General features: G+C 44.7%; 28 protein-coding genes. 26 read left to right on the top strand and 2 right to left on the bottom strand.

The window, feature by feature from the left end; genetic code table 11:
• Window positions 1–28: 28 nt before the first annotated feature.
• The 20 genes from PSHG_RS30720 (at window position 29) to PSHG_RS19120 (ending at window position 18,295) form a co-directional block, all read left to right on the top strand.
• Complete coding sequence (locus PSHG_RS30720; RefSeq protein ID WP_157213476.1) at window positions 29–184, top strand: hypothetical protein; 156 nt, start codon at window positions 29–31, stop codon at window positions 182–184.
• Entirely contained in the window at window positions 171–788 is a 618-nt protein-coding gene (locus PSHG_RS19210; protein ID WP_010276428.1) for a hypothetical protein, read from the top strand. The genes PSHG_RS30720 and PSHG_RS19210 overlap by 14 nt, the downstream gene beginning before the upstream one ends.
• Window positions 789–792: 4 nt before the next feature.
• Window positions 793–1,377 (top strand): phage adaptor protein, encoded by a 585-nt coding sequence (locus tag PSHG_RS19205; RefSeq protein ID WP_010276425.1) that lies wholly within the window; start codon window positions 793–795, stop codon window positions 1,375–1,377.
• Window positions 1,378–1,381: 4 nt separating this feature from the next.
• A complete protein-coding gene (locus tag PSHG_RS19200) occupies window positions 1,382–3,397 on the top strand; it encodes a right-handed parallel beta-helix repeat-containing protein (protein ID WP_010276422.1) in 2,016 nt (671 codons plus the stop codon).
• A 420-nt stretch (window positions 3,398–3,817) separates the two neighbouring features.
• A complete protein-coding gene (locus PSHG_RS19190) occupies window positions 3,818–4,744 on the top strand; it encodes an O-antigen ligase family protein (protein ID WP_010276413.1) in 927 nt (308 codons plus the stop codon).
• Between the two features lie 13 nt (window positions 4,745–4,757).
• Entirely contained in the window at window positions 4,758–5,315 is a 558-nt protein-coding gene (locus tag PSHG_RS19185) for a phage adaptor protein (RefSeq protein ID WP_010276411.1), read from the top strand.
• A 250-nt stretch (window positions 5,316–5,565) separates the two neighbouring features.
• A complete protein-coding gene (locus PSHG_RS28335; protein ID WP_148497789.1) occupies window positions 5,566–6,771 on the top strand; it encodes a hypothetical protein in 1,206 nt (401 codons plus the stop codon).
• A gap of 9 nt (window positions 6,772–6,780) precedes the next feature.
• A complete protein-coding gene (locus tag PSHG_RS19175) occupies window positions 6,781–7,386 on the top strand; it encodes a hypothetical protein (RefSeq protein WP_010276402.1) in 606 nt (201 codons plus the stop codon).
• Window positions 7,387–7,433: 47 nt separating this feature from the next.
• Window positions 7,434–7,934, top strand: coding sequence for a hypothetical protein (locus tag PSHG_RS19170; RefSeq protein ID WP_010276399.1), 501 nt, complete (start codon window positions 7,434–7,436; stop codon window positions 7,932–7,934).
• Between the two features lie 53 nt (window positions 7,935–7,987).
• Window positions 7,988–9,313 carry a hypothetical protein gene (locus PSHG_RS19165; protein ID WP_026021482.1) on the top strand — a complete coding sequence of 442 codons (1,326 nt, stop codon included), beginning with the start codon at window positions 7,988–7,990 and terminating at the stop codon, window positions 9,311–9,313.
• Between the two features lie 35 nt (window positions 9,314–9,348).
• Window positions 9,349–9,759 carry a lytic transglycosylase domain-containing protein gene (locus tag PSHG_RS28330; protein ID WP_081505200.1) on the top strand — a complete coding sequence of 137 codons (411 nt, stop codon included), beginning with the start codon at window positions 9,349–9,351 and terminating at the stop codon, window positions 9,757–9,759.
• Between the two features lies 1 nt (window position 9,760).
• Window positions 9,761–13,759 (top strand): LPD38 domain-containing protein, encoded by a 3,999-nt coding sequence (locus PSHG_RS28325; protein WP_010276387.1) that lies wholly within the window; start codon window positions 9,761–9,763, stop codon window positions 13,757–13,759.
• Between the two features lie 61 nt (window positions 13,760–13,820).
• Window positions 13,821–14,066 carry a hypothetical protein gene (locus tag PSHG_RS19150; RefSeq protein WP_148497788.1) on the top strand — a complete coding sequence of 82 codons (246 nt, stop codon included), beginning with the start codon at window positions 13,821–13,823 and terminating at the stop codon, window positions 14,064–14,066.
• Window positions 14,063–15,010: a phage holin gene (locus PSHG_RS29535; protein ID WP_010276379.1), complete on the top strand. Its 948-nt coding sequence runs from the start codon at window positions 14,063–14,065 to the stop codon at window positions 15,008–15,010. Before PSHG_RS19150 ends, PSHG_RS29535 begins: the two co-directional genes overlap by 4 nt.
• A 255-nt stretch (window positions 15,011–15,265) precedes the next feature.
• Window positions 15,266–15,739, top strand: coding sequence for a Panacea domain-containing protein (locus PSHG_RS19140; protein ID WP_010276376.1), 474 nt, complete (start codon window positions 15,266–15,268; stop codon window positions 15,737–15,739).
• Window positions 15,740–16,180, top strand: coding sequence for a hypothetical protein (locus PSHG_RS19135; protein ID WP_010276372.1), 441 nt, complete (start codon window positions 15,740–15,742; stop codon window positions 16,178–16,180).
• A gap of 499 nt (window positions 16,181–16,679) precedes the next feature.
• Window positions 16,680–16,889 carry a helix-turn-helix transcriptional regulator gene (locus PSHG_RS19130; RefSeq protein ID WP_010276370.1) on the top strand — a complete coding sequence of 70 codons (210 nt, stop codon included), beginning with the start codon at window positions 16,680–16,682 and terminating at the stop codon, window positions 16,887–16,889.
• Window positions 16,890–16,963: 74 nt separating this feature from the next.
• Window positions 16,964–17,251: a DUF7667 family protein gene (locus tag PSHG_RS28315; RefSeq protein ID WP_010276368.1), complete on the top strand. Its 288-nt coding sequence runs from the start codon at window positions 16,964–16,966 to the stop codon at window positions 17,249–17,251.
• Between the two features lie 120 nt (window positions 17,252–17,371).
• Complete coding sequence (locus PSHG_RS30090; RefSeq protein WP_010276366.1) at window positions 17,372–17,596, top strand: LexA family protein; 225 nt, start codon at window positions 17,372–17,374, stop codon at window positions 17,594–17,596.
• Between the two features lie 510 nt (window positions 17,597–18,106).
• A complete protein-coding gene (locus tag PSHG_RS19120) occupies window positions 18,107–18,295 on the top strand; it encodes a hypothetical protein (protein ID WP_010276364.1) in 189 nt (62 codons plus the stop codon).
• Window positions 18,296–18,523: 228 nt separating this feature from the next.
• On the opposite strand, the gene PSHG_RS32015 is transcribed toward PSHG_RS19120, so the two are convergent.
• Window positions 18,524–18,598 carry a putative holin-like toxin gene (locus PSHG_RS32015; protein ID WP_392392026.1) on the bottom strand — a complete coding sequence of 25 codons (75 nt, stop codon included), beginning with the start codon at window positions 18,596–18,598 and terminating at the stop codon, window positions 18,524–18,526.
• A 1,307-nt stretch (window positions 18,599–19,905) separates the two neighbouring features.
• Here PSHG_RS32015 and PSHG_RS19110 point away from each other — a divergent pair.
• From PSHG_RS19110 to PSHG_RS19100, 3 genes are all read left to right on the top strand, one after another.
• Window positions 19,906–20,802: a TIGR01777 family oxidoreductase gene (locus PSHG_RS19110; RefSeq protein ID WP_026021480.1), complete on the top strand. Its 897-nt coding sequence runs from the start codon at window positions 19,906–19,908 to the stop codon at window positions 20,800–20,802.
• 245 nt (window positions 20,803–21,047) lie between these two features.
• Window positions 21,048–21,575: a hypothetical protein gene (locus PSHG_RS19105; RefSeq protein WP_010276361.1), complete on the top strand. Its 528-nt coding sequence runs from the start codon at window positions 21,048–21,050 to the stop codon at window positions 21,573–21,575.
• Between the two features lie 111 nt (window positions 21,576–21,686).
• Window positions 21,687–21,794: a hypothetical protein gene (locus tag PSHG_RS19100; protein ID WP_026021479.1), complete on the top strand. Its 108-nt coding sequence runs from the start codon at window positions 21,687–21,689 to the stop codon at window positions 21,792–21,794.
• A gap of 281 nt (window positions 21,795–22,075) precedes the next feature.
• Here the strand turns inward: PSHG_RS19100 and PSHG_RS19095 are convergent, their stop codons facing one another.
• On the bottom strand, window positions 22,076–22,696 hold the full coding sequence (locus PSHG_RS19095; protein WP_010276357.1) for a hypothetical protein: 621 nt from the start codon (window positions 22,694–22,696) through the stop codon (window positions 22,076–22,078).
• Between the two features lie 611 nt (window positions 22,697–23,307).
• Here PSHG_RS19095 and PSHG_RS19085 point away from each other — a divergent pair.
• From PSHG_RS19085 to PSHG_RS19075, 3 genes are all read left to right on the top strand, one after another.
• A complete protein-coding gene (locus PSHG_RS19085) occupies window positions 23,308–23,814 on the top strand; it encodes a ferritin (RefSeq protein ID WP_010276352.1) in 507 nt (168 codons plus the stop codon).
• 216 nt (window positions 23,815–24,030) lie between these two features.
• The gene (locus tag PSHG_RS19080; RefSeq protein ID WP_010276348.1) at window positions 24,031–24,243 is read left to right on the top strand and encodes a hypothetical protein; all 213 of its coding nucleotides are present in this window, start codon (window positions 24,031–24,033) and stop codon (window positions 24,241–24,243) included.
• A gap of 378 nt (window positions 24,244–24,621) precedes the next feature.
• Window positions 24,622–26,883 (top strand): helix-turn-helix transcriptional regulator, encoded by a 2,262-nt coding sequence (locus PSHG_RS19075; protein ID WP_010276345.1) that lies wholly within the window; start codon window positions 24,622–24,624, stop codon window positions 26,881–26,883.
• Window positions 26,884–26,973: the final 90 nt, after the last annotated feature.

Here is a 26,973-nt window from a genome sequence, read left to right as displayed (position 1 = left end):
TTCATCCCCTCTTTTTTAGGAGGTTATCATGTATCGCATTGAATTAGACGCCCTAAACGCCCTTGTGAGGGAGCAACAAAAAACGAACGAGCTTTTGAATGAAATCAAAAAAATAATGACGGAGAAGAAGCCGCAAGAGGCTGAAAAACCGAAGCGAAGGAGGAGGACACATGACGGCAACTAGTATGCGTAATCCAGGATACGTGGTACTTGTGGACACGGACGGTAATCCGGTCAACATAGGCGCTCCCGGTCCTGATAGCGTAGGTACAGAACAATTGCAAGATGGAGCCGTAACCACAGCTAAATTAGCTCCAGATGCCAAAGCCCCATCTGCTGCTACTGCAGATTCCGTTGCTTGGGGCAATGTCACTGGTAAGCCAAGCACATTTCCGATAGCAGATAATGGTGTAACAACAGCCAAAATCGCAAATGGGGCTGTAACAGATGATAAGCTGGCTACGCCTAAAATCGATAAGCCGGAAACATTAATTCCGAAGATGGTGATAGGTACAACGCTGGAAACCAGCGTCTTGGGAATCGTGCCATACGAACAAACGCCTACGGCAGACCATCTTGCTATGTACCAATTTGGAGGACAATTGGCAGCAGCCGATCCGGTAGCAGATAACGATGCAGCAAACAAAAAGTATGTAGACGACCAGCATGCGTTAACTGTACTCAAAAGTGCTTTTGCAAGCATAGATCCAATTGCTGATCCATCAACGGCCACAACCGAGGATGTTGCTACACTGCTTAACAGTATTTTGACAGCGCTCAAGGGGTGATAAGATGCTACTTAGCGAAGTTGTGGAAGAAATCATCGAAAGGGCGCCGGACAGTTATCGTTCCATCCCATCAATACTTCGTAAGATAACCCAAGTAAGAGACCAGATCATACGCAATTTTGGGCCGGCTCAACGACAGTCTGAGCCCATTGTATCAACAGTAGACATCATCAAGGGCAAGTCCCAATATCCCTTACCATGCCCTCCTGGTAACGTGGTAGACGTTGATATGTATGTAAGTGGAGAGTGGCGCAGAATGGCGTATAGGCAGTTTGATGAACGATTCAACGGGGCTTATTATTACTTTCTCAACGGTACTATCGGGCTTGTTCCAGAGCCAGACGAGGATATAGAACAGGGACTTAAGATATTCCATACATCTGTTCTTGCTCCACTAACAGTGAATGATATGAATGGACTTACCGGACTTGACCCTAACTTTGACATGGTTCTGGTTTTTGGGGTGCTTAAGGACATCACAACAGGTTCTGAGCGAAGCCAATACCGCGAACAATATGAGCAATGGCTTTATGATTACAGGACAGCTAACAGCGGTTGGGAAAGGCATGTCGTAAAAGAAAGATGGTGATATAATGAGTAATTTTCCTTGGTATAACGGTAATAGTAGCACAAGCTCGAATATCTCGCAGCAAACAAAAAGCACTTACCTAGACTACAGGAAAATCAACAAATTTAACGATGTCGGTTTCTTTTTGCAGAACTATGTTAACGAAGGTGGCATTGTCACCAAGAACTTACAGCGTAATGACATGGTGGATGTGACTGACATATCGGCAGCATTGAATAATAACGTTCTGGCCAGAGAAGGAACAAGCTTCCAAACAACGATACCGAACACTACCTACTACCTTGATTTTCATCAAGACGGTTATTGGTGGTGGGGAACAGGACATCCAGTTGGAGCGTCTTATTTGACTGTAGCCGAGGTTACAACGGATGTAAACGGAAATGTAGATACTATTACAGATAAAGCCTCTCCACGAGGTGGGTTTAGGCTCAAGAGTGAGTTTGGGTTAGAGGATTATGCCACACTCGACGATATAAAACAGCGATTTGTAAACGTCAGACTACCTCCTTACAGTGTTCCGATGGATGGAACTAATGTATTGCCGCAACTCCAGCGAGCAGTAGATGACGTGGCCAACGCAGGTGGTGGAGAGGTTTATTTGCCAAACGGTCTCTATATGGTTGATGCTTTAATCGGGCTGCAATTGCGCTCAAATGTAAGATTGAGATTAGATGACAATGCCGTTATTAAGGCGATCCCAACAAGTACTCAGGCTTACCGAGTTGTTGGATGCGACCAGATATCCGACTTTAGTATTATTGGAGGCACCATCCAAGGAGAACGCCAAGACCACATAGGCACCACAGGCGAATGGGGAATGGGAATAGAACTAAAGGGCGTTTCTAACTTTACGATTGAAAGGGTTGTTCTGCGTGATTGTTGGGGTGACGGTCTCTATATCGGTCAAGGCACAGAAAAATTATACTGCGAAAACGGTAAAGTAATTGATGTTACTTGTGACAACAACAGGAGACAAGGAATATCGTTTATATCCGGGAGAAACATTTCTATCGTAAGGCCGATGTTAAAAAACACAAACGGAACAGCCCCTCAAGCAGGAATAGACTTTGAGCCTAATAATGCCAATTGTCTGATAGAAGGAATCACATTAGACAGTCCTTATACTGAAAATAATAGCGGTCCAGGTATTTTGATGGCTTTACAGTGGCATACCGGAGCAACAAGGGAAGTTGACTGTACAATCATCAATCATAAAGATATAGGCAGCTATCACGGTTTATATTTAGCCCAACTGCAGCAAAGCACAAAGGGGAAAATAACTGTTTTAGACCCAAAATGGTATGACAACAGGAGTAATGGTTTGTGGATGAGAAATTGGAGTGCCTTTGGAATCCAAGTTGACATTATCAATCCATACGTTATAAATCCCAACAGAGCAGGATCCACTGCAGGATCCTTCGGGGCAGGAATACTCGTCGGAAGAGAGCCGGTGGATACAGTAGGTGACAGTCATATAGGGAATGTAAATATTTATAACCCGACAATTAGAGATTCGTCATACCCCAACAAAATGACTGTAGGCATAAATGTACAGGATGTATCGCGTTCCGATCGTTATGTTAAAAATGTCACAATTGTTGATCCTTTAGAGATAAGTGGATACGGAGCAAATGGAAACGCGCAAATGTGGTATGCATGTGATTCTGGCGGGTCTATATCAGACAGAAAGGGAATTCTGGTTTATGACATAGCCAATACGCAACCAACCATACGGTTATCATCTCCATACCAGCTATTGCATAATCAGAGCAGCACAACGTCTCAATCGATTACACTGGACGGGGCGCTACCCCCATCGTGGGTGACAACAGTAGAAATAAGAAGTGCTCACCAGATTTTAATTATCCCCGCACCTAACGAGATGATTTATCCACTAAGCGCCGAAGCTGGAAAAGGAATAAAGTCATCTACTATTGGGGCAAGAGTAACCCTCAGAAAACTAAATACAACTTCATGGATTATTGAAAGTATTGTCGGTTCCTGGGAGGTTAACGATTAAACAACTGGAATATTTTATATGTAATTGATATAATTTCATTGTTTGGAGGGGAACAATGAAGATTATATCAATATTCTTGTTTTTACTTGGATGGACGAGTGCGTTCGCATTTCATCAATGGGTACCCATACCAATGTTTTTGGGCTTGCTTATATGTTTAGCCACAATTTTGGTCGTAATCAAGGATAAAAAAATAGATGGTCTAGGAAGAGGAGTAGTAATACTAACCTATTTTTCGTTCTCTCTCTGGTCCTATCGTTTTTACTCCAAAATTACTCACTAGGTTTTCAACAGTCTGGATTGAATCACAGCATTTCGTACATCAGCGTTATTGTTGTTTATTTTTTGTCATTTATTGTTCTGATGACAAAAACGAACTATCCAGTCGAAAAAATATATAAGTATATTACTTGGGGAGTAGTGTTTGTAGCAATAATAACAATTCTAGAGTTTATCAGTAAAAACTTTTTAAATTGGGGTTTCAACATACTTAGAATTGCAGATGAGAACAATGCTACTTATGGCGTGGGAGGACAACGTTTTTTTAGGGCGAGAGGGACTACTGTTGAATCCGGTCATCTTGCAATGTATTTACTGATGTTCGTTCCGTTTGTTTATCACTATCAAAAGAATATTAATCAAAGCAAAGCAAAACTAGTTTTCAGTCTAATAGTCGTGACATTATCCTTAATATTTACTTTTAGTGCAGCTGGTTTCGTAGAACTAAGTATTATATTGCTGATAGTTGCGATAATAAAAATCGTGAAGTTATTCAGGAAAGGGTTTAAACTTTCTAGTGTTGTGATGATTTACCCTGTTTTTTGTGGAGTAGTATTCCTGAGTATGTATTATTTTCTGCAGGGAGATCGTAACCTTTCGTTTATTACGGGGATTATAGATAAAATAACCCTAGTCAATTATTCAATAGATGACGGAGGATCCAGGTTGGCAAGATGGTATAGGGCCCTTGAGTTATTTAAAGAAAAACCTTTAATGGGACATGGTCCTGGAATATCATCATTACTATATGGCACAGGCAGTACAAGTCTATACTTGGAAATTCTCATTGCTACCGGGTTAGTAGGACTTTGCTTGTTTCTAGGGGTAATGCTTTATCACTTAACCATCATATTAAAAATTAAGGGTAATTTAAAGTATGTATACTTGGTATCATTTGTCACAATGTCTATTCATCTCGCCATTATTTCTAACTACTGGTACCCGTGGATGTGGACTTTATTCGCTCTGATTAATGTTCAGTATTGGAAGCAAAACAGAAGTGTTTCGGAAATCAAAGGCGATAGAAAGGTAATTCCTGACGTAATTTCTGCAAGCTTATCAAAATAAAGAAGGTGACAATATGCTTACCCTTCAACAAATCATAACCGAAGCGGACATTCTCGTCCCAAACGCATACGCAAATCCTGACAAAGTTGCATGGCTAAATGCAATCAATCAGGATTTTTTTTCGGTCGTTAAGATACCGCAGGCGGTTACTTTTAACGCTTCGGGTAATCAGCCTCACTATACACTACCGAATAACACCCGAGCTAAAAACATCGATCAGGTCAGGGTTGGTTTAATCCAGTACCGATCGTTACTAAGCGAGGACGTAAAGCCAGGACAAAACTACTGGACGTTTAACGATTCTAACTTTCAACTTACCTTAACTCCGCCCCCGGCAATGTCTGGTCAAGGCGTGGTTAGATGCTATAGGGTAGGAACTACAACCTTTACAAGCAATAGTCTAAATGTCCAACCAGACGCACCACCAGAGTACCATTGGATTTACACGATAGGGCTATGTTCCAAGATCGCCAAAGCTCAAGATGATATTGCCAAGGCTAATAACTACGCATCTGAGTTTACCAATGCTCTCAATGTAGCAGCTCAAAACCACGCAAAGCTAGGTGATTGATGTGAGGATTAACATTCCTAGGCCCCCTGAGTGGTTGCCATCCGCAAAGGGACCTCCAGCAGAGCGTAAGAGCGCTGTAACGAGTCTCCAACCGTTAGGCGAGCTACCTGGAATTTTGCCGCCTTCTGTGACAAGAGAGTTCCGAGGAATCAACACTCTTGATTCACTCTCTATAGGCGATAACTTCGCCACTCAAATGAAAAATATGGACGGATACCCTTTCCTAGAAACCAGGAGAGGGTTTTCTGTTATGGGGGCTGCTATCGGTTCTAAAGTCATCGGGCTTGGCACCTGGAAAGACACGGAGCTCCACGCCATATTCAGTGACGGAACTTGGCGCAGGTGGACAGGTTCGGCATGGAGTTCAGCTCTTGTCAGCGGACTGGATACGTCCACAGACTGGCATTTTACCAATTTCAAGGGGAATTACTCTGACGTGAACCTAATCGCCTCTAACGGGTCGACAGTAAGGAGATATGACGGCAGCACCGTACAGACATTGTCTGGTCCACCTGCAGGAATTAAATTTATCGAACAATTTGCAGATCGTTTATTCGGGGCTAAGGATAGTACGTTACATTTCAGTGGTTGGAGAGATGCAGGAGATTGGTCCAGTGCTACCGGAGATGCTGCGGCTTCCGGATGGATCGAAGTTGAAACGCCAGACGGCGAGGACATAGTAGCCGTTAAACCCGGAATAGGGCATGTCACAGTGTTTAAACCGAACTCGATTCATGAGCTTTTTGGATACTCACCTGAGGATTACACCATGCAACCAGTCACCTATGAGGTAGGGGCTGTTAATAATAAATCGATTATTAACATTGGCGGAGCATTATACTTTGTGCATCCCACAGGAATCTATCTCTATCAAGGCGGTATGCCTCCATCTAAAGACTTTTCGCTGACCGTTCAGAAATACATTGATGGAATGGACAAGGGGCGTACAAGCGAAATTTGCGCAGCTACAGACGGGTTAAAACTGTACTTCTATATCCCGAGCCGACTTCTTGTTTATGACCTGTTGCATCAAATATGGAACGTGTACGAGGACACAACACCAAACGTAATGGTCGGCTGGAACAATACGCTTTATATCGGTGCTGAAAGAGTCTACCAACCAGCGACCAACGCAAATGGGGTCAACTTTGAATGGATAACCAAACCTTTCGGAGCTGGATCATTCGCTCAAAAGGTTCGCTGGTACCGGATGTATATTGTTGCTGATGTGCCAATCGGCAGCAGCTTACAAGTCCATTTATCCAAAACCATTGACGGTAATGACTGGACGTTAGCTCAGACCGTCACAGGGGCAAGCAACATTCAACAGGCCAGAATCATCATTCCAGTCACGACAGTAGCTGATTCCAATTGGGTAAGGGTAAGATTTTCCGGTACTGGTTACGTAAAGATTCATGAATTCACAAGGCAGGTAAGAGAAATGCCTATTGTATAAGGAGGCGCTATGAGTACACCTAATCTACCAAAGGTAAATGGAGCAATGGAAACAAAGGACTTAGTTAATCTTGTAGCCATCTTAATCAAAGAGTTATCTTGGCTACTCACCGGGAATTTGGATGTTAAAAACATCAGGGCCAAGTCCATTACGGCTGACAGGCTGACTGTAGATGAGTTATCCGCAATTTCAGCCAATCTTGGACACATCACAGCAGGACTAGTAGAGGCTGTAACTATCATAGGGTCGTTGATTAAAACAGCTGACTTCGGACAAAGAGTTGAGCTTAGCAGCAGTGAAAACTTGCTTAAAGCAGTAAATTTTTCAGGTTCCCAATTACGTATAGTACCAGATGTTGCAGGAACACCGGCTCTTGAGTTCAATAATGGCTCTGGATCAATCGGTGTAATTTTCTTAGATACATGGGGTTTGAACTTAGTGTCCTCTTTGAGTATTGCAATATCGTCAACGATGGGGAATCTAGACCTAAGCGCCGGGAATAGCGGGAGAGTAACTGTAAGAAATTGGGGGCAGTTTGGAAACAGAGATACAGGAAGATCACTACAGCAAGAACTGAGCGAATTATCAGCAAGAATATCGGCCCTTGGAGGATAGAGTTAACCATAGTATAATAAGGAAAACTATGGTAAAGGGTTGATAATATGAGAAAGTATCTTATTGGTGCAATTTTTGGCGCTGCCCTTACAATCGGAATAACGGCACATGCGGAAGTAAGCAACATGATAGGTAAGGCTGTTGACGGAGTTTTCCCGGTTAAACTAGAGGGAGAACTTTTGGAAAACGAAGCTATCGTAATCCAGGGAACCTCTTATCTGCCTGTACGGGAGTTCGCTGAAACATTAGGGTACGAGGTGAGTTTTGATATGAATGAGGGTATAAGCTTAAGTGCAGATAAGACAGTTGAACAAGAATCGCAGGACGAACTGGCAAAGATAACAACAGAGGTGAAGCAGAAAGCAGAAGATGTTGTTCCATTATTAGAATCTCTGAATCACGAAATTAAGATTATGGATGACAAAATCAAACTATTTGGAGCTCAGAATAGTGATGGTAGTTTAACAGAAATTATAAATGGATTAATCCAGGAAAAAACCGAGTTAGAGGAATTAAGAGCACACCATTACCCTGATTGGGACAAGTGAATAAAACATTCTGGACACTCCTTGCGGGGTGTCTTTTATTTTGGGGTGATACTATGGCAACACCTACATTTAGGCAGCCTGCCGATAATGACACGCCTTGGCAGCAACGGCTTGCTAACTATGCCTCTGACCGGGATGCAGGTCGCAACGAGTATAAACGCGCCTTAGAGGTCTATCAAGGCAAATCAGCGCTTGGAGATACGGCAGGGGCTAATCTAGCAAAGCAGTGGGCCGACAAAGTAAACACGGCTACAGGGGGCTATGCAGCACAACAAAAGAGCCCATACCAAGAGCAAATTAAACCTTTGATCGAACGTATGACACAAAATGCCAACCAGCAGCCGTTTCAGTTCCAGGCGCCACAACAATTCAGTTACAATCCTCAAACCGATCCACAGTACCAAGCAGCTTTAAGACAAGCTCAGCAAAACGCACAGACAGCCGGTAATAATGCCATGGTACAAATGGGCTCCCGGGGCATTGGAAACTCATCTATGACTACGGATCGAGTGGCGCAAATCCAACAAAGTGAGCTTGGCCGGGTGAGCGATACTGTATTACCTCAGCTCATGCAGCAAGCGTATCAACGGTATGCCGATGATGCTAACCGAGACTGGCAGCGACAGCTTGCAAACTATCAAGCTGCACAAGATAATCAAAATCGCTTGTCAGAGCTTGTACCTCTACTGTCTGGACTGGATCAACAAGATTGGCAGCGTGGGATTACAGAAGCTGGACTGACAGGCCGTTATAACGGTCAGAATACCATGCAACAGCGACAAATGAACATCGATAACGCTAATACTTTAGCGCAGCTCTACGGTACTTATGTAGGTCCGAAAGATGATGGCAATGTCTTGTTTGATCAAGTAAGAGACATGGCGCCGATCAACTCTCAACAGTTCCAGTATCAACAGTACCGTGATGCTATCGCGGACGAGAGATACAAACAGCAATTTGACGAGGATGCAAGACGGCATGGCCTGGATTACGCTCTGAGACAGGCTCAATTAGCTAATCAAATTGACATGAGTCGAGCAGGATTGGCGCTTGATCAGGCAAGGTTTGGATTGGATCAGGATCGTTTCCGGTCGTCAATTGACATGGAGATTTACGACCGAATGAATCAACCATCTGCAGCAGGACCAACGGCAGGTGATATTTCCAGGATTATCAATAGTTCACCGATTATGCAAAGACTTCAAGAACAGGCTAATTTGGGAGTGGATGTCTATTCCGATCCGAACGTCCAAAGACAAATTGAGGCCATGATCATTTCTCAAACTCAGAACCCTCAAACAGCAGTACAGCTTTATAACCTCTATGGAATCCCGGTCCCGTCCGGTCTACAGAAGGAGTACAACGATAGTTTAAAGTAAATAATTCAGGAAGGAGTGATGCCTCATACCAAAGCATAGCACCGTCACAATATCAACCAATCATTCAGTCAGCGGCGCAGGAGAATAACTTGCCAGTCCGTTTAATTGAGTCCGTAATTAAGGCAGAGAGCAGTTTTAACCCACGGGCTAAAAGCCACGCAGGAGCACAAGGCCTTATGCAATTAATGCCGGGAACAGCAAAAGACTTAGGGGTTTCTGACCCCTTCGACCCTGCCCAAAACGTTGCAGGAGGAACCCGGTATTTAGGGCAAATGTACAATAAATACGGAGATTATCAGTTAGCTTTGGCAGCATACAATTGGGGACCCGGTAACGTAGATAAGGCTATACGTAAACACGGCGCTAGCTGGTCAGCAATAAGCAAAAACGCACCGAAAGAAACGCAAAATTATGTGAGCAAAATATCCAAAGAAATGGGGTGGTGAGATGGCTAGTTACTTTGAACAACGGGCCAAGGAGTTGGGACTTAACGTCCCGGCTTCCGGCCAGTCTTCAAGCGGATCGTATTTTCAGCAGAGAGCCCAGGAATTAGGTTTGAACAATCCACCACCCACACAGACCCCACAAGGGTCTGATTTCTTTTCTCAAAGGTCTATGGAGTTAGGGTTAACCCCTCCACAAATGCCGGACAGGATTAATGTAATGGATGTACGCCAGTCGCCGTTAGCACAACAGGCAGCGCAGTTTACACCACCTATGGCTAATCAATCGCTACCAACGGCACCACCGGACGACAGGAACCCGGTAACACGGACTTTGGACTATATATTCAAGGAAAACCCTGTTGCCCGGGTGATTAACCGACCTTTTGCAGCAGCTGCACAGTCCCTGATACCGGATGCACCGATGATTAAAGACGGTCAGGCTATCCCCGGAACCAGCGCAAGACAGCAATTCGCGGAACGCAATCCAATAGCATCGACAGGCAGTGAAGCACTGGACAAAGGTCTTGATGTGGCTGGCAACATCGGTAGCTATTTTATGAACCCCTCTGGACAGGGCCAAAACATTGCCAACCTTTACAATGCTGTAGCTCCACTAGCTCAAAACATCAGCGCAAGAGTGGCGCAAAGGCTGCCTGACGCTGGCATGAGATTATCTAAGGACGGCACAAGGATAGTAGACAACATGCTATCGAGAGGTGTCCAGGAGGGCACAAGAGAAGCATTAGCGGCAGCAACGTATGCCGTTCCCCGTTCCCTTATTCAGGGCGAGTCCGATCCGTTAGACATCGCCAAGAATGTAGCTATGGAAGGGGCGCTTGGGGCCGTCACGGGAGCCGCGGCCCCTTATGCTGGGGACTTATTATCGAGGGCAACGCAGCCTATCAGAGATCGGTTTAGGCCACAGGTGGATGATTTTACACCACCAGTCAGCCAAGCTCCAGCTAGTGCAACACCTGAACACAGACTTGAGATACCAAGGGAACCCGATGCCAGGGCAGAAGCTGCCGCCGCAGCATTTCGGAGTAATGATATAACTCCCCCGACAAGAGGCAGCCAACTCCCTGAAGGCGTACAAGCCATGCAATCACCAACTATACCATTAAGGGAACCTAATCCCAATGCAAATATCACCAAGCCGATTACGCGCCAACAGCTATTAGACAGCGTTAGAAAGAACATGGGTGTCACCGTTCGTACTGGGCGTTTAGGCGTGGGTGATGAAGGGGTATTAGGATACTACAAAATCAACCCGGAAGTTGTTCGCAGCCGACAGCATGGAGATATACAGGTTATTGCCCATGAGGTAGGACACCACTTGGACAAGCAATATAAGCTTTCCAACCCTCAGTTTGACGGTGAACTATTGAGTTTAGGGAGAGCGACTTCTGGACCTGGTTATACACCGGAACAAGTCCGGAATGAGGGTTTGGCCGAGTATATGCGACTGTACCTAACAGATCCACAAACAGCCAGACAAGTAGCCCCTGGATTTACATCTCATTTAGAGAATGTACTGCCAAGAAAAACAATGAATAATCTGTCAAAAGTGCAAAATGACATTGCAACGTGGATTGACCAAGGACCAGAACTGCAGTTCAGAGGTCAAATCAACCGTACGGGCCGGGATACCAAGAAAACAGTATCCCAGCGTGTAGATGATGCTTACACATCCTTTATGGATCGTTTCCATCCGTTAGCCGAAGTTGAAAAGATGGCGAACCGAATTCGTACAGGGAAAGCAACTTTAGGGGATGCGTCCAATTCGCTGTACAAACGGGCAAGGTTAAGCGTAGGAGCACCGAAAAAGGCCCAGGAGGTCTTACAAGACCTAAAAGGTATCCTAAGGCCTATTGACCAATTCGGTTACACAACCAAGGATTTAGGGGATTTCGCAGCAGCTAAACATGCTCTGGAGCTGGAAAATCTAAACATCGAATCAGGGTTCACTCGCAAACAAATTGAGTCAGTCTTGAGAAAATACGATACACCAGAAATGAATGCTCTGCAGCGCCAACTTGTCGAGTATAACAATAGCCTATTGGAAATGTTGGTTGATGGCCAGGTTATCTCTCGTGAAGCTGTGGACGCTATGAAAGAAAGATACCCGGACTACGTACCGTTTTACCGATTCTTTGATGATGACGTGTCGGCAGGATTCGGAGGAAAAGGATTCACAGACCTAACCAACCCGGTCAAACGGTTGAAAGGATCAACGAGGGATATTATCGATCCATTAGAATCCATCGTCAAAAACACCTTCGCCGTTGTTAATGCAGTGGAGAAAAACAAAGTCGGTCTGGAGTTGTCCAAACTGGCTGATGTTCCTGGTATGGGCGGCATGGTAGAGAGGTTGACCGGGAAACAATCTGTGCCGAAAGAAAATATCGTAACGGTATTCGAACATGGAGAAAAGGTACAGTATCAACTGGATCCGGAATTGTTCAGGGCTATAAAGCAATTGGACGAAGATTCCACCAACAAATTGATTAAATTTCTTTCGTTTCCAACAAGTACATTGCGGGCCGGCGCAACATTAACTCCTGAATTTGCGCTTCGTAATCCTATTCGTGACCAGTTTCAAGCATATGTTGTTTCAAATTTCGGATACAACCCAATCATCGATTTGCCTAGAGGAATATTCCACGTACTTCGAAGAGATGACATATATCGAAAATGGGCCATGGAAGGTGGCGGGTACGGTAACTATCTTTCCCAGGACCGAAACTATCTAAGGGAGCAATTAAAATCCCTGAAGGACGAAAAGAATCCCTGGGCAAAGGCGACAACTGCTATTACAAGTCCTAAACAATGGATAAAGGTTCTTCAAGCAATGAGTGAAGTAACTGAAGAGGCAACAAAAGTAGGAGAGTTCTCGAGGGGGTTAAGGAAAGGTTATTCACCTGCAGAAGCTGCCTTTCAATCACGTGATTTAATGGACTTTGGTCGAGCTGGTAACAACATTAAACAATTAAATAGAGTAGTAGCCTTTTTCAACGCCAATATTCAAGGTAAAGACCGGATAGCCCGAGCTTTTGCCAAAAATCCATATAGAACAACTATAAGGGCACTAACTTCCATAACACTGCCGACAATCGGTATTTATATGTGGAATAAGCATCAATCTAATGAAGAACAAAGAAAAACCTTAGATAATGCTCCGCAGTGGATGAGGGATACATTTTTCTTGATATCCATTCCAGGGACAAATGAAGTTGCGCGGATTCCCAAACCCTTTGACTTGGCTCCGATTTATGCAAATTTACCAGAAAACATCATGAGATGGATTGACGACAACGATCCTCAAAGCGCTGGAGAATTCACAGCGGGCGCAGCAGAAGAATTGCTTGGTGTTCCTTATATGCTTACAGGATTGACTCCTATAATTGAGAACACGGCCAATTATTCATTTTTTACGAAAGGCCCAATTGTTCCTCAAAGAGATCAGGGGTTGTTGCCGGAAGATCAATACGGAATTAACACCAGCCTTACCGCCCGTACAATAGGACAAGCAACGGGAACCAGTCCCTATAAAATTGATAATCTAATTCGTGGTTATGGTGCCGGATTGGGCCGTTACGCCACATCAGGAATTGATAAGCTCATTGAAGCTGCGGGAGGTCCGAAAATTCCACCGCAGCCAGAAAAGCGTTTCGCTGAGAAGCCTATTATCAATGCATTCACGGTTAGTTCCAGCGGCGGCGGAAAAGTCATGGAAGACTTTTATGATGAGCTAGACAAGATAAATCGAAAAGACAAATCTAACAAACGCAACAATAAATCTGATGCCGAAGTCGCAAGATCAGCAAAAGGGATGCAAGCAACGTCTAGATCAATTAGCCAAATCAGGAACCGGTATCGTGAGATCCAAGCCAGCTTTGACTTGACTCCTGCAGAAAAACGGCGACAGTTGGATGAACTAAACGATCAAATGAACCAGTTAGCAAGAGAAGCATTGGAGAGATTCGAGCTTAAAAAATAGGGCCCTTCGGGGCTCTTTTTCATGGGAAGGGTGAAGAGATATGCCGGGGGAAGACATTAAAATGATCATCGAAATGAAAGAGGATATCGCAAGCATCAAATCAATCCTTAGTACGATGGCAAACACAAACGCCATTGCGGTGGAGGCTGCGCAATCAACCAGATCGGCTCACCATCGAATTGCTGAAATTAATGATCAAATTAAGGAAATGAGAAACGCCCAACGCTGGCTAATCGGAACCACAATTAGCGTTGCTGGCTTGTTTATTGCTGCTGTCGGCTTTTTATGGAAGGCGGTGGGAGGATGACGCTTTGGAGAGATCAGTTTATCCGTATTAATGAGTTTACCCGGCCTGGTATCAAACGGACCATGACGCGCAATCTCGTCTGGCACTACACGGCCAATCCCGGAGCATCGGCAGCCAATCATTTCACTTATTTCAACAACCTTCGTGACCGTTACGCATCAGCACATATTTTCATCGACTCGAAGGAAGCTGTTTGTATCATACCGTTGGACGAATTAGCCTATCACGCTAACCAAGCCAATCCGTACAGCATCGGGGTTGAGCTTTGCATAGAGCGCGATGGGACGTTCCATGTCAACACGATTAAACAGGCGCTGGCAATTGGAAAAGAGCTTAACCGTAGGTACGGCCTAACCATCAGCGACCAGCTACGCCATTATGATGTAAATGGCAAGATTTGCCCTAAGCCATGGGTGGACAATCCCAGTTCATGGCAGGATTTTAAGCAGCAGTTATTCGCACCGGACACGAAGGAGGACGAAACTTTGAAACTCGAACAATGGCAATGGAAAGACCTTGGAGATGCACTTAGTAACATGTATCACTTAAGCGTTAACGGCCAAGTTAAGCCTCCTTTGATAACGGATTATACTTGGGCTGAAAAAGCCTATACAGGACGACTAAAACGGGATGAATTTGCGTGGCTTAACATGATTGTTTTGAAAGGGACTTACGAGGAAGATTACAAAATCAGGAGGGAAAATAAGATGGAAAAAACTAAGGTGGAAAAGAAAAGATTACGAAATTATGGATTTTGGACAGCCCTTGTATCGCAACTGTTGCTGGTTGTGCAGATCGGAGCAAAGTTGCTGTTTGACTACACTCTCACAGAGGATTTTGCGGCTGAGATTGTACTATTTGTTGATGCTATCCTTGTTGTGCTAGCCACGCTAGGTATTATCAGTAATCCGACAAAGCCGGATGGTAAGTATTTTAATTTGTAACAAGACAAACCCCGCATGGACTTATGGCTGGGCGGGGTTAATTTTTTGCTTGAAAAAGAACGTATGTTCTCATAAAATGTATCTAATCCTAGAGAAAGGAGGCAGAGAATCTAGGGATTTCCATGGATTTACTTATGTTGGGAACGGGCTGTACACTGAAACTATTTGAAATTAATGACGTAAAATCAATAAAAACCATGTACAATTATCACATTTTGTGAAATAATGAATTAAATTTCGGCGGAGGTGAAATTCTTGAGTGATATTTTAAGAATCGCTGCAGCCATGACTAGAATTTATGAAGAAGTATATGGTTCAATTAGTGAAGTAAGCGACCTGACAGAAATGAAAATGCATAAATTACTTTATTTTGCCCAAAAAAACCATTACTTCAACTTCGGGGAATGGCTATTTGATGATGACTTTCAAGGCTGGGTACATGGTCCGGTTAATAAGAAAATAAGAACAAACTTTAGTTATTTAGATCAAGATGTTGAAATAACTTTAGAAGAGGAATATACGATTAGGGAAGTTGTACATGAATACGGGAAATTTTCTGCAGGATACCTAAGAAATTTGTCCCATGAAGACGATGCATATAAAAATTCAAGGATAGGTTTGATGGAAGATCAGGCAGGAGATAGAACAATAGCAAAAGACGACATAATTACAGACCTTTCATCACACGGAAGACATTTTAAAAGTGATGAACGAGGGGTGTTTAATTAATTGTCTAGCCCGGAGAACAACATAGGAAAAATATGTAAATCCATGGAAAAATATTTCGATGTTAGAACAGGTAAAATGAAAGTGAAGAGCCGACCTGTGTTGATAGTCGGGTACGAACCGGACTACACTTCACATACAGATATTGATTATGAAGTATTGCCGATATCTACGTTGAAGAACAGGCGGCCTTCAAAGGATTATGACTATCTAATTGACGAAGAATTAAGACAAAAACTAAACTTAAATGAAATCTGCTATGTCCGTTCACATAAAACGTCATGGAGTCATGTGAAAAACATGGATGTTTATAAACCGATAGGCAACCTTATTGAAAATGATTTTATGTTGTTCAACGAAATACTGAATAAAAACAAAGAATGGGTTTCGTTAAGGACTCAAGAATCTTTGTTTGAATTTGAAAGTTTAAAGGAAAGTGGTTAACTTTTATTGAAGTTACATATAATCCATCAAGAGGACTGGGCTTACCCGGGCCTCTCTTTACTTTTTATAAATATAATAATGACACAGCCCGCCCTTATAAGCGGGCTTTTTTTATGTTGATAAAAGAACATACAATCACCTATAATAAGAACAAACGTTCTATACAGGTGATCCTATGCCCATCCTAACTGACACCGAACGCAAAATCCTACGCATCCTCTTTAATCGCTATCGTCTCGACCAAACACATGCGGACATCGATTTATTGTCTCGACTCTCAGGACGCTCTCCTGATCGTGTACAACAGGCTTTACATGGATTGGCTGCTAAAGGTCATATCACTTATGAGTTACCTCTTGTCCAAGTGCTGCTGCCGTGGCCCGATAGTCCCGATCCACCTAAAAGAGATCCGTCCATATGGAGAGAGTGACAAAACCTCCCTTAAATCGCCAAAGGATTCGACAAGCCCCGTGCCGTATAGATGGTATGGGGTGATTTTATGGAGCTTAAATGTAGATTGCGTGTAATCCTTGCTGAGATGGATATGACACAGCAGGAGCTTATTAAAAGGATGGACAAGCCTATAAGCAACTCATCTATGAGCCAGATAGTGAGAGGGGATACATTGCCTACGCTCACTACGGCTTACATGATTGCTAAGGCTTTAAATAAACCAATCGAGCAAATATGGATTGAAGCAGTAACATAATTTTTTAAGAGGACAGGCAATTTTAAGTCACAGGCGCATACACTGTATCATCAACCAATAAGGAGATGGTACAGATGAACTTAAATGTTGTCATGCAACGTATCGCTGAGTTATGGACGATACAAAAGGGCCGGCAGTTGACGGATGAGGAGTATTTGGACTTTACTCACGCCATGAACGCCAATGCTAAGTATTGGTGGGAGAGGGCATATCTAAGCAATGAGCTAGTCATGGCGACAATAGCGAAAAACGTGGATTGGCAAAACGAGGTTTTAATGGAAATATCCCATTTTGACTACGGTATAAAAATAAAAAGCCGGGCCGCAAAGGACCCGGGGAGAAAAAATAAATTCCTACTATAATATAATGTATGCCATTGGTTGCTGTTGATGCCAATGGCTATTTTTCATTGCGCTTTCATGATCTTATGATATAATGGGAACAAATGTTCCTAAACTACATCATGAAAGGTTGTGGTGGTAATGAGAATCACCAATGTACAGAGAAAAGTGATTTTAGCAATCAATGAATTTGTCTCTAAGCACAACTATTCTCCTACCGTTAGAGAAATATCTAAAATGATGGGTTGGTCATCTCCGTCCACGGCACACGGATGTTTGATGCAACTAAAGAAGAAAGGATTTGTCACCTGGGAGCCTGCGCTACCGAGAACATTAAAAGTGAATGAAGATAGATTTGTTGTATAAATAGGCAAGACTCCAGAATCTTAATTTCTGGAGTCTTTTTTTTCTAAAATAATTAATTCTGTCATCCTGACAGGATTTTTGACAGTGAAGTTATCGTAATTAATGGAATTTATGGAATTAAAATAATTCAAATGGCTAAAAATCCGCATAAACACTGGGTTTTCAATAATTGCTGGAATGATGGATGAATGAACCACCAAATTGAGGGGGTAGTGGGCGAACGCCCGTGGAGGTTCGAGTCCTCTCGACCGCATAGCTTTAACTTTTCGGGGATTTTTAAAGTGAGTATAAGATAGTGGGTAAGTTGTTGCCTGCTTTAGATAATGGAGACCACTTTCAGTTAGTTAACCATTCTAATTGAAGGTGGTCTTTTTTTGCTTCAATTTGCGATACAAGACTTCAGCATCCTAAGGAGGCAGAAGCTTACTTTTGTGGTGATGAGTAAGCATGTCTTTTAAAAATCAAAAAGTTTGATCATAACATAAGGGGGATCGAAAGTTCGAACTTGGATTGATGATAACTGAGGTCAATAAAGCCGCTCTTGTAGACGATTTAAAGGAACAATTTGAAAAGTCGATGATTCTGGTCAATGACGAAGAGACGCTTCAGCAGATGCAAATGTTTGTAGAGGGTTCCAAGGGAGAATGGGTAATAAAAAAGGAAGGAGTAATCATAATGACTTTATTAGCCTTTGGTTAGCGATACAGGTGAGATGAACGGAAGAATGGTATGTATAGAAGATGAGTTTATTTATCCACATAATGATAGAATTTGTATACATCTTGATACATTTTTCCCCGGGTGCTAAAATAAATGTATACAGGAGCCGTGCTGGTAACACGACTCCCACGCAATAGCCGCTTCTAAGGGCGGTTGGCTTAAAAAGGTGATCACAAATAGACCGTTAACCTTTTGTTGGAGGGCGGTCTATTTGTCGTTTCTGAATGACAGCGTGGCTATAATTAGCATACCAAAAGTAAGCATAAGTATAAGTGCTTCAATACTGTCATCATATAGGCATCCCTCCTTTCATCGGAGGTAGCCGACCGCCCATATAAGCCTTTTCTATTGCTTGTCCAATTATAGCATATTTTGTCAAAAAAGAGTGTGGGAAAAGGTGAAGGGAAACGGATAGAGTGAAACAAGAATCTGAGTGATACAGAATTTTATAACCAAGATACGTGTGATGAACTGCGAGTAGTTCTGCGCTAACGCTCGCCCTTGCTCTTATGTGTGACAAAAAGCCGGAAAAACTGGGTTCTGAAGCAAAATAAGTACCGTGGCAAACCGTGGCAAGCGTTACAATTTATTTCCCCCTGATTTTGGTCAAATAAGGACACTGGCGAGCGTTAGAATTTGAGAGCGTTCTGCAACTAGCTGCAAACCTGCCTACCTGCAACCCTCCTGCAAAGTGCAAACCGCTTCCCTGCTTGCTGTCAACCGCACTAAGTAAGGCTGCAGTAAGGTTGCGGGAAGGATCCAGAAAAGGTTCCAGACAAAGCTCCGGGAAGGTACAGGCAATGGCTCCAGGAAAGTCCTCAACCAACCGTTAACGCGGCATACATAGCATAGTAAGGTATGAAGGCTCTGGCAATACGCTGGAGCCTTCAGCTTGTTGGAAACAGGTTACAGGCTTGCTCTCTCCGAGGAGGAAAAGCTGACGATAAATCTGCAAATGCCCTGAAATAAACGGGAAAAATCGTCTCTAAAGCCGGAAATGGACACTTAGCTTTGTTGAAAAATATACGATCCCGCACTTCTGGCTCGAGTTCTGATGGCGACACGTGTAACAAACCCGCCACTGTAGGAGCCTATCCTTGCGATGCCGTAAGGTCTTACTGTTATGGTCACTGTATTATTGAGGAGAAGCACAAACGGCCTGCTGCTGTTATTGGATATGGCGAGAGTGCCATCCACCCCTTTAGGAACTGTAAATAACGGTTTTACCCCAGAAGTGGGGAAGCTGAATGAACCGGTATGGGCATATTTAGCCATATTTATCACCTCAAATTAATGTATTCAGCTGAGGATGTTGGTGCATGGGTATATGAAGCAGGGATGTACAACAAATTCGAAGCAGCAAAAACACAAGAAAACGAACAACAAAAATAAACAAGCCCAAAGGAAAGCCCAAGAGCAGCAACAAGGACACAAAGAAGGAAAAGCTTGGCAGTCAGGCGTGGGCTCGCCTAATTAAGAAACCAGCAGTCTGCGGCTGCAGGTCTATAAAAGTTAGTCCTTCCAGCGGAGTCCCCATTTCAGTAAAGTTAGAAGTAACCAGAAGCTTCAGTGAGATGGGGGAGAACGGGATGGGTAAAAAAATAGTATTAGCGGGCGGAACCGGTTTTGTCGGGCGTTATTTTCAAGAACAATTTAGAGCGTTGGGTTATGAGGTGTATGTCATTTCACGGCAAAAGGGTCAAGGCTTTGTAGGCTGGGGCGATATGAAGGAGCTGACGCGGATTTTAAACGGCTCTGAACTGCTGCTTAACCTTGCTGGCAAATCGGTTAATTGCCGGTATCATCAGCGCAATCAGCGTGAAATCCTTTTGTCGCGAACGGAAACGACTTCAAAGCTGGGTCAGGCTGTGGCCGCATGCACTGAACCACCGCCGTTATGGATTAATGCGAGCACCGCGACCATCTATCGTCATGCAGAAGATCATCCGATGACAGAGGCGGAAGGGGAGAAGGGGACAGGGTTTTCGGTCGATGTGGCGAATGCATGGGAGGAGGCTTTTTTTGCCTGCAAGCTGCCCGCTACGAGACAGGTAGCTTTAAGGATGGCTATTGTGCTTGGAGCTAATGGCGGGGTGATGACACCTTACCGATATTTGGTCCGGTTCGGTCTTGGAGGCATTCAAGGGAACGGCAGGCAAATGTTCAGTTGGATTCATCTTGAGGATCTTTTCCGCTTGGTTGGATTTATTCAGGAACACAAGGAGCTGTCAGGAGTGTTTAACGCTGCGGCTCCTCATCCTGTATCGAACCGCCAGCTTATGAAGGAGCTTAGAAAAGCGTTCAGAATGCCGGTAGGACTTCCTGCACCAGCCTGGCTGCTGGAAATCGGCGCAGTCCTCATCCGTACGGAAACAGAGCTGATTTTAAAGAGCCGCTGGGTCGTTCCAAAGCGGCTTCTTGAGGCGGGATTTGTGTTTCGGTATCCCCGGCTAGCCGATGCTCTGCAGCAAATTGTCCGAGGATGACATGACAGCTAATGGGGGGCTGCCCCTGCAGGCCAATCTTGAATCATCTGCTCTTAAATGGTTCTTTCTCTCTGTTCGCTCTAAAGCTAGCCTTGTTTCTGCGGTCCAATGCTAACAAAGCCTCGATCAAGCTCTGTGAGTGATTTCCTTTTTGTGAGATCAAGGCTGAAAAAAATGCTGGTATTGGGCTTCTGCAAGGGATATGATTATTGCATATATATGCCAAAAAGAAGGAGCGATGCAATTTGAAAAAAATGATTGTTGGCGGCTTGATTGGCGCGGCGTTGACGGTTGGAGTTTCCGCACATGCGGAAGTAACGAATCTGATGATAGGCAAAGTGGTGGATGGAGTATTTCCCGTTAAGCTTAATGGCCAAACCTTACATACAGAAGCTATCGTTATAGAGGGGACATCTTATTTGCCGGTCAGAGCATTTAGCGAGACGCTGGGCATGGAAGTCAGGTTTGACATGCAGGAGGGGATCAGCCTATATGAGGAAGGGCAGGCTCCTCCTGAAGTTGAACCAGAGCCGGAAGAACCTCAAGAGGAGCCGCACGGACCTGGGGAAGTTCCCGGAGCCGCAGCGCGTACGGTCGACGAATACAATACGAGAATTAGCACGTTGGAGCAGACAATCGAGTCTATGTATTTGTCTTTGAGCGGACTAAACGGAGGGACGCCGGAACAACAAGAGAAATACAAGAATTTGATTGCAGAGAGAGACCGTTTAATCGAAGAACGGGATTACTACTACCCCGATTGGAATAAATAAGAGCGCCGGGGATCAATCATTTTGAATTATATTTTTGCCGGAAGACCCATTCCAACCACAGTGCCGGTTCATATCCTGTAATGTATCCGAAGTTGAAAGGGAGGAATACACATGAGTGGTGCTGTTGGAGGATTGGGCTACGGTGGTTTTACTTCGGCCGGAGTGATTTTGGTTCTGTTTATTTTGTTGGTTATTATCTCTCGTTCTTTCTGCTTCTAATGCGCAAAGAGAATTAGGGAAGCTGTACGACAAAACGAACCCGTCAATCCAGGATTGACGGGTTCGTTTTTTTATAGAGCATTCTGCTTCTAATTCAATTACATCAGGCGGGGCAGCAGCTTCACACAAGCTATAACCGATTAGGTCACAACCTTGCTAGAGAAATGCCCACTGGATTTAGGAAAAGTGCTGAATAACATAAATTAGGGGCTCCTTGGGAAAAATAGCTAAGCAGGCATAAAAGCTCAAAGCCTGCTCGCCGGTTATTTGAAGTTTAGGCTTTAAGGCTGTTCCAGATTGGCAAAATTGGTGTTTTCGGCAATGAGCTTGCCGGAGCTGTCCACAAACTGGATGACCGGCTGCTGCTCGTTTTGATAATAAGAAGAGCGCATATACAGGCTTCTGAGCACTCCATCAAAGATGGGAGCGAACAGCATATTTTCCAAAGATTCTCCATCGGTATTGTTGAAAACGACCTTTAACGTATAGTCATCCAAGAGAGTAATTTCGCTGAAGGGGTTGGTTTCTTCATCTCCCTTGATCATTTCGGTCAACAGCTCATTAAATTCTTCCTTGGATAAAGGTGTGTCTTCCCACTCCTCCATCGTCCAAACATTGAGCTGTGCCTCAATATCGGTCTCCTGTAGGCTGGAATCCGCCGATCCTTCATCGGACAAGGCTCCGGACTCAACGGCCGTGCTTTCCAAGGTGCTGGGCGATTCCACGTTAGCAGCTGCATTATGTTTATTCTTAGAAGGCTCGGTTTGGGCAGACTCATCACCAGGGACAGTCTTTCCGGCAACCGGATGCTGATAATCCATTTCGGATGTAGAAGAGAGGCTGTAACCACAAGCGGAGAGCAGCAGGGCAGCCAGACCCACAATAGCCAGCCTAAATTTCATTGTACTTCTCCCCTGTCTTCTTATGGATTGGTCTTATAACAAATTACTAAATATTTCTGTTTAGATCAAGGGAAATTTTCATGAAGAGAAAGCAGCAGGGGGCGGAGAAGCCCCCAGGCCCGTACTGAACAGAGAGAAGAAGAAGGACTTTTTTAGGGGTTGGAGGAGGAAATGGCAGCTGGACGAGCCGCAAGTGTGATCCTTCAGCACATGCATGGAAAGCGGGTGTTTTGCTCCCTGCCTGCATATTTGGCAATCCATTCAAACGCCTGAATACCTCCGTTCAGATCAGGGTCATATTTAATTCTATGATTCTCTCATTGGATTGGTAACGGCATTTGCTAGATTCCGCTTTTATGATTATACTTGTAGCAGGTTCATTAGGTAAGCTTTGCCATGCAGGGGAGGGTTCATGTTGAAGGGTGTAGTTCGTTCAGGTATTTCATTCGGCTCTGCACTGGCCATCGTTATTTCCTATACCGCGCATGAATCAGTGTTATGGGCCATTATCCACGGTATTTTCAGTTGGTTATATGTGATTTATTTTGTTTTGACCCGTTAAACTTAGCTTGTGAGAGCCATCCGAGTTATAGCGAAAGGTGGAATAAACAGTGATTAGCGAGAAACTGCTCAATCAGTTAAACGAACAAATGAATTACGAGTTCCATTCCTCTCATTTATATTTGACAATGGCAGCCTACTGTTCGGCTGAAAGCCTGGATGGCTTCGCCAACTTTTTTATCGTGCAGGCGGAGGAAGAACGGTTTCATGCGATGAAGCTGTACCGTTATATTAACGACAGAGGACACCGGGCCATTATTGAGGGCATTCCGGAATTGAACAATTCTTATGAATCGGTGCTGGATGCTTTTGAACAAGCCTTTTCCCATGAACGCAGTGTAACGGAGCGCATCTATGCCCTGTCGGATACCGCCATGAATGAGCGTGAGCATGCGACCATTGCCTTCTTAAAATGGTTTATTGACGAGCAGGTAGAGGAAGAGGCGATGTTTGATACGATCATCAACAAGCTGAAAAGAATCGACCAGGACAGCAATGCTTTCTTCATGATGGATACGGAATTCCAGCAAAGAAGCTTCTCCCCTCCTGAGGAGTAGGTAAAAGCAAGCTGTAACGGCGGACATCGGCAGATGCATGCATCTTCGTAATCATCCTGCATCTTCACATATTTGCTCGCATCTTGTTAGTTGCGTTAAAGCCCAAATATGCTCGAAATAGACGGTTGCCCATGGCGGACAACCGTCTATTTGGCATGTAATAACAGAGCAGCCTGTATCTATAATGACATGAGGCATTGGAAGGGAGGGACCGGAATGCATGACCCTAACTTCAAGCAGGAATGGCACGGTTTTAAAAAGCTCTGGCAAAGAGTGCAGTCCACGGATCGCTATGATCTGTTGGGGGAGGTACACCGCAGGCTGGACCGTTATCATTTACTAGCAAAGCAGTTGGAAAAGCTGATGGAAACATCGGTCGGCTTGGCGGAGGAATGGAACAAGAACAAAAAGAAAAAGCCGGAAGACTGACCGTATAAGCTGCGACAAATGATAATGTGTGTCAGGCGGCTGAGGCTAACCGATCAGATCTGCCATTCTCCAATACATTGAGGTCGGGGCAGAGCGACTCGTTAGTCAGCAATCTGTCTTGTCTGTCTGTTCATGGAATCGAATAATGCAAAAAAGAACTTATAAAAAAGACGGTGGCCATGGTGGGTGGACCAGCGTCTTTTCTTTGTCGCCAGAAATTAGCAACACCCGTGCAAAAGGTTAGCAGGCCGCTAAAACCAAGGCTGGGCCTGCCTTTACCAGAAAGTCTGTCAATGATCGTAGAAACTGTTCATTTGCCGAAATCAAGTGATCCGCTATAATGATTAGGCAACTATCATTCTCACAAGGAGTGTCAGCATGTTTGCTCCAGGTCAAAGGTTCCGGACGAATTCTTTATTTGTGAAGCTGCTTTTTCATTTCCTGATTATCATCATTCTGCTAGCTTCATACAATCTGTGGTCTTTGAACCTCTATTCGCGAAATGCGGAAAAGGAGATCATCAATCATAATTTGTCCCTGCTGAAAAACACAACCGAAACGTTGGAGAATCAATTTCGTTCCCTTAAGGGGCTTATGTTCAATCTTTATCACGACGGCAGGGTGAAAGCGCTGTACCAACAGTCATTAACAGGAGACAAGCGGGACTACGACTATACGATGATAAGAAATCTAGTGGAACAAATCCGCAATGATGTGGCTAATCCTTACTATCAGCTGGAAAATCTGATGGTGTATTATCCTTCCCCGGCCTTGCTGCTGGAGAAGGATGGTTTGGTCGCGGAACATAGCATGTTCAGCCGTTTTTACATTAGCGGCCGGTATCCGTTTACTTTTTGGCAAAAGCAGTGGAAGGAGGGCCAATCCTTCTCCATTTTTCCGGGGGCTTCGTTTTACAATGAACATACCCAGAGCAGCAGAACGCTTATGCCGGTAACCGCGCAAACGGTGAATGGCGATTATCACATTCTGGCCTTTGTCCAGGTGAACAAACTGATGCAGGCATTCAGCGGGACTCCACAGGCGGAGCTGCTGCTGCTGGATGACAATGGAGCGGTGATCGCCGCCTCATCGAAGGAGGCTGATAGCCGCCTGCTCCCGCAATGGGACGGTGTCAGCCGCTGGCTGCTTCATGAGGATACCTACTATTTTTTCGAGAAGGGGAAAGAATCTGGGGCTACCTACGTCTCGGTGATTCCTTACAAGACGTTGAATGCCACTTTGCAGCGCTTGAACTGGCTTGCTGTGCTGCTGTTTGCTGTTACGCTGCTGATCGGGATAACCGCTTCATTCCTGTTTAGCCGCAGCATTCACCGTCCCGTGCGGGACATTCTTGCCGGATTCGTTCCAGATAAGAAGCCATCCGTATATCACAGCAAAATTAGCGAGTTCAATCAAATTCACGCCCGTCTGAACGGCTTGTTCCAGGAACGCAATCGAATGAACCAGGAGCTGAACAGCAGCAAATCGCTGCTGACGAATTACGGCTATATTACGCGATTTAAAAAGATTGACACTGGCGCGCCTCTTTCCCGTGAATCCATGATCGGGGAAGGCAGCTTCATCCTGGTCCTGTACCGGCTGTACTACCGGCAGGGAGCGATGAACCAGATGCTGCTGAGACCGGAAAAAGCCGCCGCCCGCATCCGTGAGTTTATCGGTCTGCATATCCGCCAGTCGTTCCCCGAGTCCCATACCTTGCAGATAGAAAGCAATGAAATCCTATCTGTCGTTTATACGGAGGAAAGAAACGGGGCATTGAGGGACAGCATCGAGACACTGAAGCAGACCTTTGACCGGGATCGGCAGTTTTATCTCGTCACGGTGGCGGTCAGCTCCGTATTCCAGCAGTCAACCGATTTTGACAAGGCCTATGAGGAGACGCTGATGATGACGCGGCAGGCCCGGCCGGTGGAGGAAACGCAGATCTTCTGGGAACTCGAGCAGACGGAGGGGCATTTCATGTTCACGGCTGAACAGGAGCACGAGTTTTTCGTTAATGTGCAGGCCGGTAATGATACTTACTGTATACAGCTCGTAACCCGCATGCTGGAAGCGATGCAAAAGCACCGGGCCACGTCCGAGCAGCTGTCGCGTTTTGCCGAATGGCTGGTCGTCAAGACATGGAAGACGATGGAGCTGCTGAAAGCTCCCTGCGAAGGATCACCGGACGACATTCTTGCCCAGCTTCAGGATTGTATAACAACTGAACATTATCGGACTGTACTCATCCAGTTTATTTCCAGCTCGGTTCGGACAGTCAAGGTGAAACGCGAGGAACAGTATGACATTATAGAATTCGTCATGAATTATTTGGAAAATCACTATGAAGAGGATATTTCTTTGGAAATGCTTGCCGATAAGCTGAACATGTCGGCAACGTATTTGTCCGGCTACATAAAGGAAAAAACCGGTCATAACTTCACGGAGCATTTAAACCGGCTTAGGATTCGGACGGCTAAGGAATTGCTGGAAAAGCCGGAGCTGACCATCAAAGAGATCAGCGAACGGCTGGGTTACAGCAATTCGACCTCATTCATCCGGATGTTCAAGCGATGGACCGGGGTTCCGCCCGGCGATTACCGCAAGACATTACTATTTCAAAAAGAACATTCACGGTAGGATTGCCCCGCATCTGCGGGGCTTTTCTTGATGGTAGTTAGTGAAAGCCGGGGGCGAAGACCCGAAGAATCGTTTTGCTCCATCAGCCTG

It is taken from the genome of Paenibacillus senegalensis JC66, from assembly GCF_000285515.1.
Taxonomy (GTDB): Bacteria; Bacillota; Bacilli; order Paenibacillales; family NBRC-103111; genus Paenibacillus_L; species Paenibacillus_L senegalensis.
The sequence above is the reverse complement of the archived record's forward strand: the minus strand, read 5'-3'. Positions and strand labels throughout refer to the sequence as shown.